The sequence below is a fragment of the Spirillospora sp. NPDC048824 genome (assembly GCF_043198455.1).
In the GTDB taxonomy this organism is placed as follows: domain Bacteria; phylum Actinomycetota; class Actinomycetes; order Streptosporangiales; family Streptosporangiaceae; genus Spirillospora.
On record NZ_JBICUS010000014.1, the window covers coordinates 233,226 to 249,606 of the forward strand.

Annotated in this window: 11 protein-coding genes; 5 read left to right on the forward strand and 6 right to left on the reverse strand. The window is 71.1% G+C overall.

Going from position 1 to position 16,381, the window contains the following annotated elements:
* Positions 1 to 2: 2 nt before the first annotated feature.
* Positions 3 to 809 carry an AraC family transcriptional regulator gene (locus ACGFIS_RS26780; protein WP_392972973.1) on the reverse strand — a complete coding sequence of 269 codons (807 nt, stop codon included), beginning with the start codon at positions 807 to 809 and terminating at the stop codon, positions 3 to 5.
* A gap of 64 nt (positions 810 to 873) precedes the next feature.
* Between ACGFIS_RS26780 and ACGFIS_RS26785 the strand changes: the two genes are divergently transcribed.
* Positions 874 to 1,284 carry a DUF2000 family protein gene (locus ACGFIS_RS26785; protein ID WP_392898134.1) on the forward strand — a complete coding sequence of 137 codons (411 nt, stop codon included), beginning with the start codon at positions 874 to 876 and terminating at the stop codon, positions 1,282 to 1,284.
* On the opposite strand, the gene ACGFIS_RS26790 is transcribed toward ACGFIS_RS26785, so the two are convergent.
* Positions 1,259 to 2,356: an acyl-CoA dehydrogenase family protein gene (locus tag ACGFIS_RS26790; RefSeq protein ID WP_392972975.1), complete on the reverse strand. Its 1,098-nt coding sequence runs from the start codon at positions 2,354 to 2,356 to the stop codon at positions 1,259 to 1,261. The genes ACGFIS_RS26785 and ACGFIS_RS26790 overlap by 26 nt on opposite strands.
* A 93-nt stretch (positions 2,357 to 2,449) precedes the next feature.
* Positions 2,450 to 2,692 carry a hypothetical protein gene (locus tag ACGFIS_RS26795; RefSeq protein ID WP_392898129.1) on the reverse strand — a complete coding sequence of 81 codons (243 nt, stop codon included), beginning with the start codon at positions 2,690 to 2,692 and terminating at the stop codon, positions 2,450 to 2,452.
* A gap of 104 nt (positions 2,693 to 2,796) precedes the next feature.
* Between ACGFIS_RS26795 and ACGFIS_RS26800 the strand changes: the two genes are divergently transcribed.
* Positions 2,797 to 3,429, forward strand: coding sequence for a Uma2 family endonuclease (locus ACGFIS_RS26800; RefSeq protein WP_392972977.1), 633 nt, complete (start codon positions 2,797 to 2,799; stop codon positions 3,427 to 3,429).
* 89 nt (positions 3,430 to 3,518) lie between these two features.
* Here ACGFIS_RS26800 and ACGFIS_RS26805 read toward each other — a convergent pair whose 3' ends face one another.
* Positions 3,519 to 4,178, reverse strand: coding sequence for a TetR/AcrR family transcriptional regulator (locus ACGFIS_RS26805; protein ID WP_392898122.1), 660 nt, complete (start codon positions 4,176 to 4,178; stop codon positions 3,519 to 3,521).
* A gap of 188 nt (positions 4,179 to 4,366) precedes the next feature.
* Between ACGFIS_RS26805 and ACGFIS_RS26810 the strand changes: the two genes are divergently transcribed.
* On the forward strand, positions 4,367 to 5,617 hold the full coding sequence (locus ACGFIS_RS26810) for an oxygenase MpaB family protein (RefSeq protein WP_392972980.1): 1,251 nt from the start codon (positions 4,367 to 4,369) through the stop codon (positions 5,615 to 5,617).
* A gap of 72 nt (positions 5,618 to 5,689) precedes the next feature.
* Here ACGFIS_RS26810 and sbnB read toward each other — a convergent pair whose 3' ends face one another.
* Both sbnB and sbnA read right to left on the reverse strand, forming a co-directional pair.
* Entirely contained in the window at positions 5,690 to 6,715 is a 1,026-nt protein-coding gene (sbnB, locus tag ACGFIS_RS26815; RefSeq protein ID WP_392898118.1) for a 2,3-diaminopropionate biosynthesis protein SbnB, read from the reverse strand.
* 29 nt (positions 6,716 to 6,744) lie between these two features.
* On the reverse strand, positions 6,745 to 7,713 hold the full coding sequence (sbnA, locus tag ACGFIS_RS26820) for a 2,3-diaminopropionate biosynthesis protein SbnA (RefSeq protein ID WP_392898115.1): 969 nt from the start codon (positions 7,711 to 7,713) through the stop codon (positions 6,745 to 6,747).
* Positions 7,714 to 7,944: 231 nt separating this feature from the next.
* On the opposite strand from sbnA, the gene ACGFIS_RS26825 reads away from it, so the two are divergent.
* Together ACGFIS_RS26825 and ACGFIS_RS26830 are read left to right on the forward strand one after the other, a co-directional pair.
* Positions 7,945 to 9,489 carry an amino acid adenylation domain-containing protein gene (locus ACGFIS_RS26825; RefSeq protein WP_392972982.1) on the forward strand — a complete coding sequence of 515 codons (1,545 nt, stop codon included), beginning with the start codon at positions 7,945 to 7,947 and terminating at the stop codon, positions 9,487 to 9,489.
* Positions 9,490 to 9,938: 449 nt separating this feature from the next.
* The coding region (locus tag ACGFIS_RS26830) for an amino acid adenylation domain-containing protein (protein WP_392972984.1) at positions 9,939 to 16,381 on the forward strand (6,443 nt) is incomplete at its 3' end.

A 16,381-nucleotide genomic window follows, 5' to 3' on the forward strand; every position in this document is an offset into this window, starting at 1 on the left:
CCTCAATCGGTAGAAGCGCCGCGGAAACGACCGGGCGTCATCCCGTAGCAGCGGACGAACCAGCGCGTCAGATGGCTCTGGTCGGCGAACCCCGCCGCCGCCGCGACCTCCCCGATCGCGTCCCCGCGCGCCAGCAGCCGGCGAGCCGCGCGCAGCCGCAGCTGACGCTGGTAGTCGCTCGGCGCCATCCCGTGGATCCGCCGGAACGCCCGGTACAGCGCGAAGCGGCTGCATCCCGCCGCCTCCGCCAGCTCGTCGGCGCCCACGTCGTCCAGGAACGACTCCTCGAGCCGCCGCCGCGCCCGCTCGACGGCGCCGTTCGCGGACGAGACGCGCAACCGCCGCGTCGCCGCCCGGTCGACCATCGCCCCGACCGTCGCGGTGAGCAGCTCGTCCCGCCGCAGCGCCGGGGCGCCGCCGAGCAGCGCCGCGTGCAGGCCGCGCAGATTCCGCGCCAGAACGGGATCGGCCACGACCGGCGACCCGAACAAGGGCAGCGCGGCGGGACGGTCGGTGATGTCGGCCAGCACCCCGGACACCAGCTCCGGCCCGATATGCACGATCCGGTAGGTGAACCCCAGCTCGTCGGCGGCGTGCCCATCGTGCGGATCATCCGGATTGAACGCGATGACCATCCCGGCCGCGCTCGTGTGGGCGCCGCCCCGGCAGCGGAACGCCTGATACCCGTCCTCGGTCACGCCGAACGAGAACGTCTCGTGGCTGTGCCGGTGATACACGTGCCGCTCGAAATGGGCGTGCATCGCCTCCAGGGGACGGTCGGGCGACCGCCAGTACCTGCTCCACTCCACGCGTCCCAGTCTGGCGCACGAGCGTTCAAGACAGTGTCCCCGCAGCCGAGGCACCCTGGACGACATGCGTTTCGACACCAAGATCGGGGTCGTGGTCCGGGACGACCTGGCCGCATGGCAGCGGCTCAACGTCACCGCGTTCCTCGCGAGCGCCGTCGCCGGCGCCTTCCCCGGCGTCATCGGCGAACCGTACGAGGACGCGTCCGGCAACACCTACCTGGCGATGTTCCGGCAGCCCGTCCTGATCTACGAGGCCGACGCCGAGACGATCCGCAAAGCCCACGAACGCGCCCTCGCACGCGAGATGGACATCGCGGTCTACATCGAGGACATGTTCAAAACCGGCCACGACGAGGCGAACCGCGAGACCGTCCGCGCCGTCACCGCCGACGAGATGCCGCTCGTCGGGTTCTCCGTCCACGGCCCGAAGAACGGCGTGGACAAGGTCTTCAAGGGGCTTCGGCTGCATCCGTGAGGCCGGCCAGCACGGCGAGCCGCTCACGATGACGCTCCGGCGCCCCGAACAACTGCCGGGACCCCTGCGCCCGCTTGAAGTACAGGTGCGCGTCGTGCTCCCACGTGAACCCGATACCGCCGTGCAACTGGATCGCCTCGCCCGCCGTGTGGAAGAAGGCATCCGAGCAGTACGCCTTGGCCAGCGCCGCCGCGGCCGGCAGTTCCTCCGGGCTCTCGTCCGCCGCGGCCGCCGCGTTCAGCACCGCCGACCGCGCCGACTCCACCAGCACGAACATGTCCGCGCACCGGTGCTTGATCGCCTGGAACGACCCGATCGGCCGCCCGAACTGGTGCCGCACCTTCGCGTACTCGACCGTCATGTCGAGGGTCTTCTGCGCCCCGCCGAGCTGCTCCGCGGCCAGCGCCACCGCCGCCACGTCAAGGGCTCGCAGGATGGCGCCCTCCCCGCCCACCCTCCGGGCCGGGACGCCGTCGAACTCGATCCGCGCCAGCTTCCGCGTCTGGTCGAGCGTGGGCAGCACCGTCCGGACGAGCCCCGCGACGTCCTCCACGGCGTACAACCCCACACCGTCCGCGCCCTTGGCCGCGACGAGAACCAGATCGGCGACATGCCCGTCCAGGACGAAGTCCTTGGTGCCGCGCAGCACCCCGTCCTCGAACGTCGCCCCGACCGCCCCGAGTTCCCAGCGCCCGTCCTCTTCGGCCACCGCCAGCGTCGCGATCGTCGACCCGTCCGCGATCCCGGCCAGGAGATCATGACCGCCCTCCCCGGCCTCCAGGGCGGCCGCGGCCGTGATCGTGGCGAGGAACGGAGCGCAGACCACGGCCCGCCCCATCTCCTCGAACACGACGGCCAGCTCCCTCACCCCGAACCCGGCGCCGCCGTACTCCTCACCGATCGCGAGACCCTGCAACCCGAGCTGCCCGGCCATCTGCGCCCACACCCCGGGGTCGTGGCCTTCGTCCGTCTCCATCAGCCGCCGCACCTCGGCGGAAGGCGACCGGTCGGCGAAGAAGCGCCGCAGCGCGTCCCTCAGCTCCCGCTGTTCCTCGGTGACGACGAGCTGCATTCCGGCGGCCTCCCACACGTGCTCACGCTTGCCCGGTCATCGTGCCGCACGCGCGCCGCCGGGCCGCCCGGCGTTCCCATCCACCGGGACGGGTCAGGGTGCCCAGTCGTGCGGGCCGAGCGCGTACCCCCGGCTGGTGGAGTGCAGATGGTTGATCGACACCAGGTGCCCGAGCGCCGCCCAGAGGTCCTCCTCCGGTGCGCCGACGAGCTCCTCGATCGTGTCGAAGTCCGCCGCCCCGCCGCCCTTGTCGATCGTCGCCACGGTCTCGTACACGGTCAGCTCGAAGTCCGTCAGCTCCTGAACGTCCCCGCGCCTGAACTCTCGCTCGTCCATAGACGACACGTGCCCGTTCCCCGGACCTTCTATCTGTCCGACACGGGGCTTCAGCTCGTAGGCTGAGTTCGCAAGGCCCTGTGATTACGATCTGTATGCGAAGGGTGGCGCTCTGCTTGTACGCTCGCTCGCGAGGGAAGGAGCAGGGCATGACTGTGATGGTTGATGAGCCTCTGACGCAGGGAGACGACGTTCTCCTGGACGGTTTCCTCGCCCTTGAGACCCCCGAGGGCTTCCGAGCCGAACTGATCGACGGAGAGATCGTCGTGACCCCACCCCCGCTAGGCGACCATGAGCGGTGCATCGGCAAGATCATCCGCCAGGTCATCCGGTACAGCGCCACCGAGTTCGAATGCGCCTGCAACAAGGGCCTCAAGGTGCCGGGCTTGGATGGACATCCAGACAATCGGGTGATTCCGGATATCACATTCGTCGCCATCGAGGCGGACCCGTTCCACGGTGCGCCCACATGGATGCCCGTCGAGGATGACGGCATCATCATGGTCGTCGAGGTGACGTCCTCCCGGCCGACGCGGGATCGCCAGGCCAAGCGCACCGGGTACGCGAGAGCGGGAATCCCCTTCTACCTGCTGGTGGACCGGGAGGAGGGCAGGACGGTGCTGTTCAGCGGGCCGGATGGCAAGGACTACGGGCACACGGATCAGGTGCCGTTCGGGAAGACGCTTCCACTGCCGAAGCCGTTCGAAATCGACCTGGACACCTCCGAGTTCGCCTGACAGCGGGCCGGTGGTGACCGGCCCATCCTGCGGGTCGGTTCCCCGAGCGCCTGAAGGACGAGAACGAGGGGTCCTGACCGGGCGAACGGCTATCGCCCGTCGTCCCGGGGTGATGCCAGCAGAGGTACGAGGAACCGCCGGGCCACACCGGCCAACTGCTCGTCGTCGTCCAGGTCGATGAGCCGGCTGGGGATCGCCAGGAACGAGGCGGAGACGCGGACCATCATCTCGGCCACCATGTCGATGTCCAGGTCGTCCGGCACGTTGCCGGCGCGTTGCTCGCGGCGGAGCTGGCCTGCGACGAACTGCCGCACGGTGGCCACGGTCCGGCCGCCGTCGTTGATCATGGAGGAGACGAGCAGGTCCGGTTCCGCCGCGATCATGCCGCCGATCAGCGGGTTGCGCTGGATGGCGCGCAACGAGCTCACGAAGCCCAGCACGACCCGGTCGGCGACGGTCTCGGCCCGCTGGATGTCGATGAGGAACCGGTCGAAGTACCGGCGGTACTCCCGCAGCACGACCTGCTCCACCAGTGCGTCCTTGGTGGCGAACCGCCGGTAGACCGTGATGCGCGAAACCCCGGCGCGCCGGGCCACGTCCTCCATGGTGGAGCGCTGGATGCCCATCCGGCAGAACTGCTCATGGGCCGCATCGAGTATGCGCACACGGGACTCGTCGGCGTCGCCGACATGGTCGACGGCGTCGGTGTAAGCGCGTTCGAGCAACGACTCCTGGCTCGATGTCGCCATGAGTGCGGACGGTGCAGGTTCCACGTTCTCCTCCCGAGGAGGCTGATTCCGCCTCAAATCACCAACACTCTAGGCCTTGTGATGGCCGACACGGTGTGCTGTCATTACTGGCATGTCAATGATACGCAGATGCAAGTTGCGTATCACCATATCAGTCTGGCGCGCTCGGCCCGAGAAGGAGCGAAGGTATGGAGAGACCCAGCAGGCGGAACGTGCTGGTCACAGGCGGGACGCTGGGCGTGGCGGGCGCGCTGGGCGCCGCCACGCCCGCGCAGGCGTCCGCACTCTGGACGTGGTCGCCCCAGGGCTCGATCGCGGGCGCGGGGCCAGGCGCCGACCCCCGCGGGGTGTGGGATCCGGAGGCCGACGAACTCGTCGCCGACCTGATCGACAGCGGCCACGTGGACTTCGTCAACATGCAGCTGCGCCAATGGACCAAGAACGGCCAGTTCCTGCCGCTCCTGCTGCCCCGCGAACTGCGGACGTTCATCGAGAAGGCCCGCGAGATGCCGTCATGGGCCGACGAGGACAAACTCGAGACCGCGGTGGACTTCAACGAGAAGCGCGGGCTCTACCTCGGCGTCACCTACGGCTTCGCCAGCGGCATGATGAGCACGGTCATCCCGAAGGAGGCGCGCGCGGTCTACTACTCCAAGGGCGGCGCGGACATGCGGGACCGCATCACCAAGACCGCCAAGCTCGGGTACGACATCGGCACGTCGAACGCCTACAAGGACCGCGGCGAGATGATCGTCACGTGCGTCAAGACCCGGCTGGCGCACGCGGGGGTGCGTCACCTGCTTCCGCAGTCCCCGTACTGGTCGAAGGTCGCCGACGAGAAGATCCCGATCAGCCAGGCGGACATGATGGTCACCTGGCACAGCCTGCCCACGACCGTCATGCAGAACCTGCGGAAGTGGAAGGTGCCGATCCCGGCCGGCGAGTCCGAGGCGTTCCTGCACTCGTGGCAGCTGTGCGCGCACATGCTCGGCATCAAGGACGAGTACATCCCCAACTCCTGGGCCGAAGCCGACTCGCAGGCCGCGCAGGTCCTGACGCCGATCCTGGCGCCGACGCCCGAGGGCGTCAAGCTGGCCGACATGCTGCTCAACCTGGCCACGATCGTCCCGGGCGGCCCCCTCAAGTACGTCACCAAGCCCATCCTCGGCGCACTCACCCGCTACGTCCTCGGTGACGAGATCGCCGAATGGCTGAAGATCCCCCGGGAACCGTTCTGGGACGAGGTCTTCGCGGTCGCCTGGGAGCCCTTCATCGCCGTCCGCGAAGGCCTGCTCTCGCTCGAGGACGCGCCGGGCGCCCTGCAGAAGGCCTATTGGGCCTTCGACGAGATCCTCCGCCTGGCGGCCCTGCTCGTCCTGTCCGGCGGGGACCTGCCGATCAGCATCGAGATCCCGCACACCAACAACCCGCACTACTGACAGGAAACGATCCCGGGCCCGGGCTCCGCAGAGGTCCGGGCCCGGATCGCCGCTCGGGCGGTCCGGCCGCCGTCAGCCGTAGCGGCTGAGGTCGTGGAAGAAGCCGGGGACGGTGTGCAGGGCGCCGGATTCGTCGAGGCGGTTGTAGACGTAGCTCGCCACGGCCAGGTCCAGGACGCCCAGGCCGAAGGGTGAGAAGACGACCGGCTTGCCGGCGGGCGGGGTCGTCTTTCCGGTGAGGACGTCGTAGAGGGTGCCGTCGACGAAGTCGCGGTTGCCGACCTGCTGCTCGGCCAGGTGCGGCGACGTGTCGGCCTTCATGCAGTGCTCGACGTCGTCCACGATGTTGCAGGACGACAGGATGATCTCGGGGGAGAGGTCGCGCAGGGAGATGTGCAGGACGAGCGGGTTGTGCGCGAACCAGGCCGGGTCGGTGACGTGGGGTTCGCCGGCGACGGTGGCGAAGACGACCAGGTCCGAGGAGCGGATCAGCGACTCGGCCGTGTCGTGGATCGTGATGTCGCCCTTCTCGGTGCGTTCCAGGTAGCCCTTGAAGCCGTCGGCGTGCTCCGCCGACAGGTCGTGGATGCCGAGTGCGTCGAACGTGAAGCCGTTGCCCGCCAGGTACGTGTGGATGTAGCGGGCGATGAGGCCGACGCCGATGAAGCCGACGCGGCGGGGCCGGTCGCCGCGCGCGTCGGCGAGGGCGGCGGCGGCGAGGGCGGCGGACGCGGCGGTGCGGGCGGCGCTGATGATGGAGCTCTCCAGGCACGCGAACGGATACCCGGTCTCGGCGTCGTTGAGGATCAGCACGGCGGACGCGCGGGGGATGCCGTTCGCGACGTTGCCGGGGAAGCTGGAGATCCACTTGATGCCGTGCACGCCGACGTCGCCCTGGACGGAGGCCGGCAGGGCGATGATCCGGTCGGACGGGCGGTCGGGGAACCGGAGGAAGTAGGAGTCGGGGTTGACGGTCCGGCCCTCGCCGTGCAGCCGGTAGGCGGCCTCGACCATCCCGGTGACCTGCTTCTCGCGCCCGGCGACCGCGTCGTGGACCTGGGCGCCGGAGATCACGGCGAATGAGGGGGCCTGCGTCATGAAAAGTGCTCCGTGTCCTATCCGAGTGATCAGGCGTCGAGGATATCGGGCAGCTCGTCGCCGAAGTTTTCGCGCAGCCAGCTCTCCTCGTAGATGGAGTCCAGGTAGCGCTCGCCGAGGTCGGGTGCGATGGCCACCGCGACAGGGTCCTCGCCGGGGTACTTGGCCTCCAGCCAGCGGGACGCGCCGGACACGACGGTGCCGGTGGAGCCGCCGAACAGGAACCCGCGCGACGACAGGGCGTGCACGGTGCGGATCGTGTCGGGCTCGGCGACGTGCACGACGTCGTCGATGAACGACTCGTCCACGAGGGCGGGCCTGCTGCTGGTGCCGAGGCCGGGCACCATGCGGCGTTCGGGGATGCCGCCGAACGTGACGGAGCCGACCGCGTCGACCGCGACGATCGTGACGGGGCGGTTCCGCTCGCGGAAGTAGCGGGCGCAGCCCATCAGGGTGCCGGTCGTGCCCGCGCCGACGAAGAGAACCTCCAGGTCGGGGAACTCCCGGTCGATGGATGGAGCGGTCCCGCGGTAGTGGGCGAGCCAGTTGTTGCGGTTGGCGTACTGGTTGAGCCACACGTACTCGCGGCCGGACTCGCACAGCTCCCGGACGTAGGCGATGCGGCCGCCGAGATAGCCGCCGTTGGCGTCCCTGCCGGACACGACCCGGACCTCGGCGCCGAGCGCCCGCATGACCCGCATGGACGCGGGGTTGCAGCGCGGGTCGGTGACGCACACGAACTTCAGCCCGCGGCTCGCCGCGATGAGGCTGAGCGCGATGCCGAGGTTGCCGGACGACGACTCGACGATGATCGAGTTCTCGGTGAGCGCGCCCTCCGCCTCGGCCGCCTCCACCATCGCGGCGGCGGCCTTCAGTTTGACCGAACCCGCGAAATTGAAGCCCTCACATTTGAGGTAGAGCGGACGGTCAATGACGTGCCGCAGATCGACGTAAAGGTCGTCGACATTGAAATCCTGCGGCGAGGTGATTATCGGCACACTGTCACCCTCAAATGAAGAAGCAATTCCCTCATCTTCCCCGATGTCCACCGCGTGCCCGCGCCCGGCCTTGGCGAGGCATCACCGTACCGGCCTGCATCTTCTTCACGCAACCCCCTACTTACCGACGGGTAGCGACGAATGCGAGATGCTTCTGTCGTACCACGGATATGCTATGCCCTCCGCTTGTTTTGCTGATGACGGTGGAGAAGTTCTACATCACGGAGAGTAATGATGAATGCTCGCGGACCCGCCGCGGACCGGCTGCTCCCCCTGGCCGGGCTGCCCGCCCTGGACGTGCCCGAGGCACAGGTCCGGCGGGCCAGGGAGCTGGCCGTCCGGCACGGGATGCTCCGCGAGGAGGACGTCGACGTCGCCGACCCCGTGATCACGCGGGTGGAGCGGTTCGCCGCCGAACGGGACCGTCCCGCCGTCACCGACGGGACGCGTACGGTGTCCTACGCCGAACTGGCCGCCGAGGCCCGCAGGCTGGCGGCACTGCTGGAGGACGAGGGCGTCGAGCCCGGCACGGTCGTCGGCGTCGGGGGGCCGCGCTCGGCAGGCGTCATCGCCGCGTTCCTCGCGATCGAGCTGGTCGGCGCTCTCTACGTGCCGGCCGACGAGTCGTGGCCCGCCGGGCGCGTCCGCGACGTCCTCGTCCAGGCGGGCGCGTCCGTGCTGGTCATGGCGGATGACGCCGGCGCGCTGGCGGAGGGGGCGGCGGCCGCCGGCTGCCGGGTGCTGCGGGCCGCCGCGGCGGACGGCCTCGCGCCCTGGACCGGTGAACCGCGACTGAACACTCTCGACCAGCCCCGGTACGTGCTGTTCACCTCGGGTTCGACGGGCCGGCCCAAGGGCGCGGTCGTCGAGCACCGGGGCATGGTCAACCACCTCTGGGCCAAGATCGCCGACATGGGGCTGACCGGCGCGGACGTCGTGGCGTTCACGGCCCCCCTCGGCTTCGACATCTCCGTCTGGCAGATGCTGTGCCCGCTGCTGCTCGGCGGCCGGGTGGACGTCGTCGGCGACGAGACCGGGCACGATCCGGTCGCGTTCGCGCAGGCCGTGGACGAGCGGGGCATCACGATCGTCGAACTCGTCCCGACCATGGTCAGGCACCTCCTGGACGACCTGACCCCGGAGCCCCGTCATCCCGGGGGGACGACCCCGCAGACCTCCCGGCAGCGGCCTCTGCAGGGGCTGCGCTGGATGATCGCGACCGGTGAGGAGCTGCCCGCCGAGCTGTCGCGGCGCTGGCTGGAGGCGATGCCGCATGCGCGCCTGCTGAACGCCTACGGCCCGACCGAATGCTCCGACGACGTCACCCACCACAACGTGACCGCCGGTGACCTGCGGCTTCTCCGGCTGCCGATCGGAACGCCGGTCGTGAACGCGCGGCTGTACGTGCTGCGGGAAGAGGACGACGGGACGTGGGCGGCGTGCGACGCCGGCGAGACCGGCGAGCTGTTCGTCGGGGGCGCGGTCGTCGGGCGCGGCTATCTGGGAGACGAGGAGCGGACCCGCGAGGCGTTCTACCGCGACCCGTTCGGCGACTCCCCGACGGGCCGCCTCTACCGGACGGGCGACGCGGTGCGGCTGCTGCCGGCGGGCGCGGGCGGCGAGGACCGCCCCACCCTGCAGTACCTGGGACGGGTCGACCGGCAGGTCAAGATCGCCGGGGTGCGGATGGAGCTGGGCGAGATCGAGGCGGTGCTGCAGCGGCATCCGTCGGTGGGGGCCGCCGCGGTCGTCGTGCACGATTACCCGTCCGGGTAATTTGTCACGCTGTGTAGCCGCATCAGGTCGAATGTGTTGTGAACTTTTGTCACGCGGTGAGCGTCGCACCACGCCGGGTGGTGGTGCCTCATCGGCGGTTTTGTCACTCCTGTTAGCAATAGGACGGGTCAAGTTCTACTTTTGAGGGGATTGCGAGGCATGTGACAGGCTGGTTGACTGTGGCTCCGCTACTCCTGAGTAGTGCATGGTCCAGGGCGGTCCCGGGCGAGGACGGAACGTGGCGGCGCTCTGTATTGGCCGGACCACAGGGCGTTGGGTCCCGCATTCATGCGGCCGATCGCGGTTCCGGAAGGGACTCGGGGTGAAAGGGGACGGGGAAACAGCCCGATTTCTGTGGTCATTCTCTTTGATTTTCTGCCCGCCGGCGCCGAGCCGGTCCCGATGCCGGGCGTAAAGCAAACCCCCTTCGACCGGGAAAGTGCCGCTTGATGTCCACCGAGTACGTTCCTCTTTCTGCCGCTCAGCGGAGCGTCTGGTACGCGCAGCAGTTGGCACCCGAAACGCCGATCCACATCGCGCAGTACATCGAGATCGAGGGACCGGTCGACCACGAGCTGTTCGACCGGGTGGCGCGTATCGCCGCGCACGAGGCCCTCGCCCAGAACGCGCGGCTGGTCGAAGTGGACGGCGTTCCGCACCAGATTCTCGACCCGGACGCGACCGTGTCGATCCCCCTCGTCGACCTGTCCGGCGAGCCCGACCCGGACGCCGCCGCGCGGGCGTGGATGAACGAGCGGATGGCCGAGCCGCTGCCGCTGGACGGCGAGCGGCTGTTCCGTACCGCGCTGCTGCGGCTGGCCCCCGACCTGCACCGGTGGTTCGTGCACGCCCACCACGTGACCCTGGACGGCTACGCCGGCCTGCTGGTCAGCCGCCGTGCCGCCGAGGTCTACACCCTGCTGGCGAACGGTGGCGAGTACGAGCCGGGCGAGCTGGGCGACTTCCGGGGCCTCCTCGCGGAGGAGGAGGACTACCGCGCGTCGGAGAAGTTCGAGCGGGACCGCGCGTACTGGACGGAGCGGTTCGCCGACAAGCCCGTCGCCGTGTCGCTGGCCGACGAGATGGCCGAGCCGACCGCCGACTACCTGAGCCGCATCACGGTCATCCCGGCCGACGAGGCCGCCGCGCTCGGGGCCGGCGCCCGCCGGCTGCGCACCGCCGCGCCGGGGCTGGCGATCGCCGCGACCGCCGCGTACGTGGCGCGGATGACCGGCACCGAGGACGTCGTCCTCGGGCTCGCGGCGGCCTGCCGCACCACGGAGACCGCACGCGAGACCCCCGCGATGATGTCGACGGTCCTGCCGCTGCGCGTGCACGTCGCGCCGGACATGACCGTGGAGGAACTGGTCCGGTCGGCGACCCGGGCGAGCGCGCGGGCGCTGCGCCACCAGCGGTACCGGCGCGACGACCTGCTGCGCGACCTGAAGCTCCTCGGCGAGCGCCACCGGCTGTACGGGCCGGTCATCAACATCATGGCGTTCGACTACCGGCTGGACTTCGCGGGCCTGCCGGCGAGGACGCACGCCCTCACCACCGGTCCGATCGACGACCTGTCGATCAACATCTACGACAACTCCGACGGCGCCGGCATGCGCGTCGACTTCGAGGCGCACCCCGACCTCTACACGGAGGACCAGGTCTCCACGCACCTCGATCGCTACGTCCGGTTCCTGCGCGCCCTGGGCGACGCCGACCCGTCCACGCCGCTCCACGAAGTGGACCTGCTGGGCGACGCCGAGCGGGTCCGCGTGCTGGAGGAGTGGAACGACACGGCCCTGCCCGTCGCGCCCGGCGTCGTCCCGGACCTGTTCGAGGCCCAGGCCGCGAGGACGCCGGACCGGACGGCGGTCGTCGCGGGCGGGACCCGCCTCACCTACGCGGAGCTGAACGACCGCGCGAACCGCCTCGCCCGGTACCTGATCGAGCGCGGCATCGGCCCGGAGGACTTCGTCGCCCTGTCCCTGCCCCGCGACGCCGACCTCGTCGTCGCGGCGATGGCCGTCCTGAAGACGGGCGCCGGATACCAGCCGATCGACCTGGCGTACCCGCCCGACCGCATCGCCTACATGCTGGCGGACGCCGCCCCCGCCTGCGTGATCACGACCCGGGACGCGGACCTGCCCGGCGGGACGCCCCGCGTCGAACTCGACGCCCTCTCCCTCGACGGCCGCTCCGGTGCGGACGTCACCGACGCCGAGCGCGTCCGGCCGCTGCACCCCGCCAACCCGGCGTACATCATCTACACGTCGGGTTCGACGGGCCGCCCCAAGGGCGTCGTCATCTCCCACGCGAACGTCATGGACTTCTGCGCCGAGTCGATGGCCGGCTACGGCCCCGACCGGATGCGCCGCGTCCTGTTCTCCACGTCGCTGAACTTCGACGTGTCGCTGTTCGAGTGGCTGGTGCCGCTCACGATCGGCGGCGAGATCGAGGTCGTGCGCGACCTCCTGGAGATCGCCGAGCGCGGCGGCTGGTCCGGGACGCTGATCAGCGGCGTGCCCTCCGCGCTGGCGGTGCTGCTGGCGCGCGGCGGGCTGCGGCTCGACGTCGGCGACATCGCGTTCGGCGGTGAGGCGCTGCCGCCCCAGCTGGTCAGGGACGCCCGCGCGCTGCTGCCGGACGCGCGGATCTCCAACATCTACGGCCCCACCGAGGCGACGATCTTCGTCACCGGCTGGTACGACGACGGCAACCCCGGAGGGATCGCCCCGATCGGCCGCCCGATGGCCAACACCCGCCTGTACGTGCTGGACGGACGGCTCAACCCCGTCCCCGCCGGCGTCCCGGGCGAGCTGTACCTGGCGGGGAACGGGCTGGCGCGCGGGTATCTGCGCCGCGCCGCCCTGACCGCCGACCGGTTCGTGGCGTGCCCGTTCGGCGGGCCGGGCGAGCGGATGTACCGGACGGGCGACCTGGTCCGCTGGAACCACGCCGGGGAGATCGAGTACCTCGGCCGCCTCGACCACCAGGTGAAGGTCCGCGGGTTCCGGATCGAACTGGGCGAGATCGAGGCGGCGCTGTCCGGGCACCCGGCCGTGGCGCAGAGCGTCGTCGTCGCCCGCCGCGACGCCGTCGGCGACAGCGTCCTCGCCGGCTACGTCGTCGGCGCCGTCGACCCGGGCGAACTGCGCGCGTTCGTCGCCCGGACGCTGCCCGCCTACATGGTGCCGTCCGCGATCGTCGTGCTGGACGCCATGCCGCTCACCCCGAACGGCAAACTGGACCGGTCCGCGCTGCCGGAGCCGGACTTCGCCGCGTCCGTCACCGCCCGCGGCCCCCGCGACGCCCGCGAGGAGATCCTCTGCGGGATCTTCGCCGACGTCCTCGGCCTGGACCGGGTCGGCATCGACGACGGGTTCTTCGACCACGGCGGCGACTCGCTGAAGGCGACCCGCGTCGTGGCCCGCGCCCGCGCCGCACTGAACGTGGAGCTGCCGGTCCGCGCGCTGTTCGAGGCCCCCACCGTGGCGGGCCTCGCCGGGCACATCGCCTCCGCGTCCGCCGCCGAACGCCCGGCGCTGCGCCCCGCCGGACGTCCCGCCCCGCTGCCCGTGTCGTACGCGCAGGAACGCCTCTGGTTCCTGAACCGGCTCGAAGGGCTCACCGCGACCTACAACGTGCCGATCCCGCTGCGGCTGACCGGCGCGATCGACCACGACGCGATGCGCGACGCGCTGCGCGACGTCGTCGCCCGGCACGAGTCGCTGCGGACGCTGTTCGGCGACGGCGACGGCGAACCGCACCAGGTGATCCTCGGCCCCGGGGAGGCCGAACCGCATCTGACGGTCGGCGAGACCGCCGACGTGCACGGCGCCCTGTTCATGGACGCCACGCGCGGCTTCGACCTCGCGAACGAGCTGCCGATCCGGGCCCACCTGTACAAGCTGGCGGAGGACGAGCACCTTCTCCTGGTCGTCCTGCACCACATCGCCGGGGACGGCTGGTCGCTGGCGCCGCTCGCCCGCGACCTCATCACCGCCTACCTGGCGCGCCGCGACGACCGCGCCCCCGACTGGGCGCCACTGGCCGTCCAGTACGCCGACTACGCGCTCTGGCAGCGGGAGCTGCTGGGCTCCGAGAGCGACCCGGGCAGCCTCGCCGCACGCCAGATCGCCTACTGGAAGGACGCCCTCGCCGGGCTGCCCGACCAGATCCGGCTGCCGCACGACCGGCGCCGCCCCGACCGCGCGTCCTACCGGGGCGGGCAGGTCTCCTTCGAGGTCCCGGCGGAGCTCGCGGACGGCCTCGCGGCGCTCGCCCGCGACCACCAGGTCAGCGTGTTCATGGTCCTGCAGGCCGCGCTCGCGGCCCTGCTCACCCGCCTCGGCGGCGGGACCGACGTGCCGATCGGCTCGCCCATCGCGGGCCGCACCGACGCGGCACTGGACGATCTCGTCGGCGTCTTCGTCAACACGCTCGTGCTGCGCACCGACACGTCCGGCGACCCGTCGTTCGCCGAGCTGCTCGCCCGCGTCCGCGAGACCGACCTCGCCGCGTACGCGCACCAGGACGTCCCGTTCGAGCGGCTCGTCGAGGTGCTGAACCCGGCGCGGTCCCTGGCCCGGCACCCGCTGTTCCAGGTCATGCTGACCCTGCAGAACAACCCCGAGGCGTCCGTCGAGCTGCCCGGCCTGAACGTCGCCGTCGAGCCGGTGGACGCCGGGGTCGCCAAGTTCGACCTGGAGTTCCTGCTGGAGGACGCCCGCGACGGCCGGGGCGGCCTCACCGGAACCCTCGAATACGCCCTCGACCTGTTCGACCGGGAGACCGCCGAGCAGCTCACCCGCTGGTACCGGCGGACCCTCGAAGGCGTCGTCGCCACGAAGGCCGCCGTCACGGTCGAGGGCCTCGACCTGCCCGGTCTCGCCGCCGCCGAGCCGGTCGCCGAGGCGATCGAAGGGCCGGTGGAGAAGCGGCTCGTCGCCTATGTGGTCGCCGCGCCCGGGCAGACGCTCGACGCCGAGGAACTGCGCGCCCACATCCGGGAGAGCCTGCCCGAGTCGATGGTGCCCGCCGCCGTCGTCGTCCTGGACGAGATGCCCCTCACCCCGAACGGCAAGGTCGACGTCAAGGCGCTGCCGAAACCGGAGCCGGCGGTCACGCCGGCGACCGCCTACCGCGCCCCGTCCGGGGAGACGGAGGAGGCCGTCGCCGCCGTGTTCGCCGACCTGCTCGGCGCCGCCCGGGTCGGCGCCGACGACGACTTCTTCGCTCTCGGCGGCAACTCGCTCATCGCGATGCGGGTCGTCAGCCGCATCCGCCGCGTCCTGGACACCGAGCTGCCCGTCCGGGCGCTGTTCGAGGCCCCGACCGCCGCGAGCCTTGCCGCTTTCCTCGGCGGCGCCGGCGGGGAGCCGGGCCGTCCCGCACTGGAGCCGCGCGAGCGTCCCGGCGTGATCCCGCCGTCGCATGCGCAGCAGCGGCTCTGGTTCCTCAACCGGTTCGAGGGACCGTCCGCCACCTACAACATGCCGCTGGCGATGCGCGTCCGCGGTCCCCTCGACGTGGACGCCCTCCGCGCCGCCGTCGGCGACGTCGTCGAACGGCACGAGACGCTCCGCACGGTCCTGCCCGACAGCGGGGGAGTGCCGCGCCAGCTCATCCTGGACCCGGCCGCGGCCCGCCCCGAGCTGGAGGTCGTCGGCACGACGGAGGCGGAGCTGCCGACCCGGCTCGCCATGGCCGCCGGGTACGCCTTCGACATCTCCGCCGAGCCGCCGCTGCGCACCCACCTGTTCCGGGTCGAGCCGCAGGAGCACGTCGTGCTGCTGCTCATGCACCACATCGGCGGCGACGGCTGGTCGCTGGCGCCGCTCGCGCGCGACCTCATCACCGCCTACGCGGCCCGCGCCGTCGGGAAGGCGCCGCAGTGGGCGCCGCTGCCGGTCCAGTACGCCGACTACTCGCTCTGGCAGCGCGAGCTGTTCGGCTCCGAGGACGACCCCGGCAGCCTGATCTCCAAGCAGATCGCCTACTGGCGGGACGCCCTGGCGGGGCTGCCGGAGGAACTGCCGCTTCCGGCGGACCGGCCGCGTCCGGCGGAGGCGTCCTACCGGGGCGCGACGGCCCGCTTCCGTCTCGGCGCGGACGTCCACAAGGCGCTGCTGGGCCTGGCACGCGACACCGGCGCGAGCCCGTTCATGGTCGCTCAGGCCGCGTTCGCCGCGCTGCTCACCAAGCTCGGCGCCGGGACGGACGTGCCGATCGGGTCGCCGATCGCGGGCCGCACCGACGAGGCGCTCGACGACCTCGTCGGCATGTTCGTCAACATGCTCGTCTTCCGCACCGACACGTCCGGGGACCCGTCGTTCCGCGAGCTGGTCGGACGGGTGCGGGAGACCGACCTTGCCGCCTACGCGCACCAGGACGTCCCGTTCGAGCGGCTCGTCGAGGTGCTGAACCCGCCGCGGCACCTGGCCCGGCATCCGCTGTTCCAGGTCGGGCTGACGTTCCAGAACAACCCCGAGGCGCGGCTGGAGATGCCCGGGTTCACCGCCGAGGTGGAGCCGCTGACCGCCGGCGTCGCCCGCTTCGACCTGCTGATGATCCTCACCGAGCGGGAGGACGGGCTCGACGGCGAGCTGGAGTACGCGCTCGACCTCTACGACCCGTCCACGGCCCGGCGCCTCATCGAGCGCTTCGAGCGGTACCTGTCCGCGCTGCTCGCCGAACCCGACGCGTCCATCTCCGCAGCCGACGCCCTCTCCCCGGAGGAGCGCGCCACGATCCTCGGCGAATGGGCCGGGGCAGGGGCCGCTCCGGTGGAGCGGGCCACGATCCCGGCGTTGTTCGAGGCGCAGGCGGCGGCTCGTCCGGATGCGCCGGCGGTGACGTTCGATGGTGTGACGTGGGCGTATGGCGAGGTGAACGC

What these genes read in the sequence shown, in the direction of transcription:
- sbnB (WP_392898118.1), bottom strand. Translation starts at nt 6,715, where the DNA reads ATGACGCAGGCCCCCTCATTCGCCGTGATCTCCGGCGCCCAGGTCCAC.
- ACGFIS_RS26795 (WP_392898129.1), bottom strand. Translation starts at nt 2,692, where the DNA reads ATGGACGAGCGAGAGTTCAGGCGCGGGGACGTTCAGGAGCTGACGGAC.
- ACGFIS_RS26825 (WP_392972982.1), top strand. Translation starts at nt 7,945, where the DNA reads ATGATGAATGCTCGCGGACCCGCCGCGGACCGGCTGCTCCCCCTGGCC.
- ACGFIS_RS26805 (WP_392898122.1), bottom strand. Translation starts at nt 4,178, where the DNA reads ATGGCGACATCGAGCCAGGAGTCGTTGCTCGAACGCGCTTACACCGAC.
- ACGFIS_RS26785 (WP_392898134.1), top strand. Translation starts at nt 874, where the DNA reads ATGCGTTTCGACACCAAGATCGGGGTCGTGGTCCGGGACGACCTGGCC.
- ACGFIS_RS26790 (WP_392972975.1), bottom strand. Translation starts at nt 2,356, where the DNA reads ATGCAGCTCGTCGTCACCGAGGAACAGCGGGAGCTGAGGGACGCGCTG.
- ACGFIS_RS26810 (WP_392972980.1), top strand. Translation starts at nt 4,367, where the DNA reads ATGGAGAGACCCAGCAGGCGGAACGTGCTGGTCACAGGCGGGACGCTG.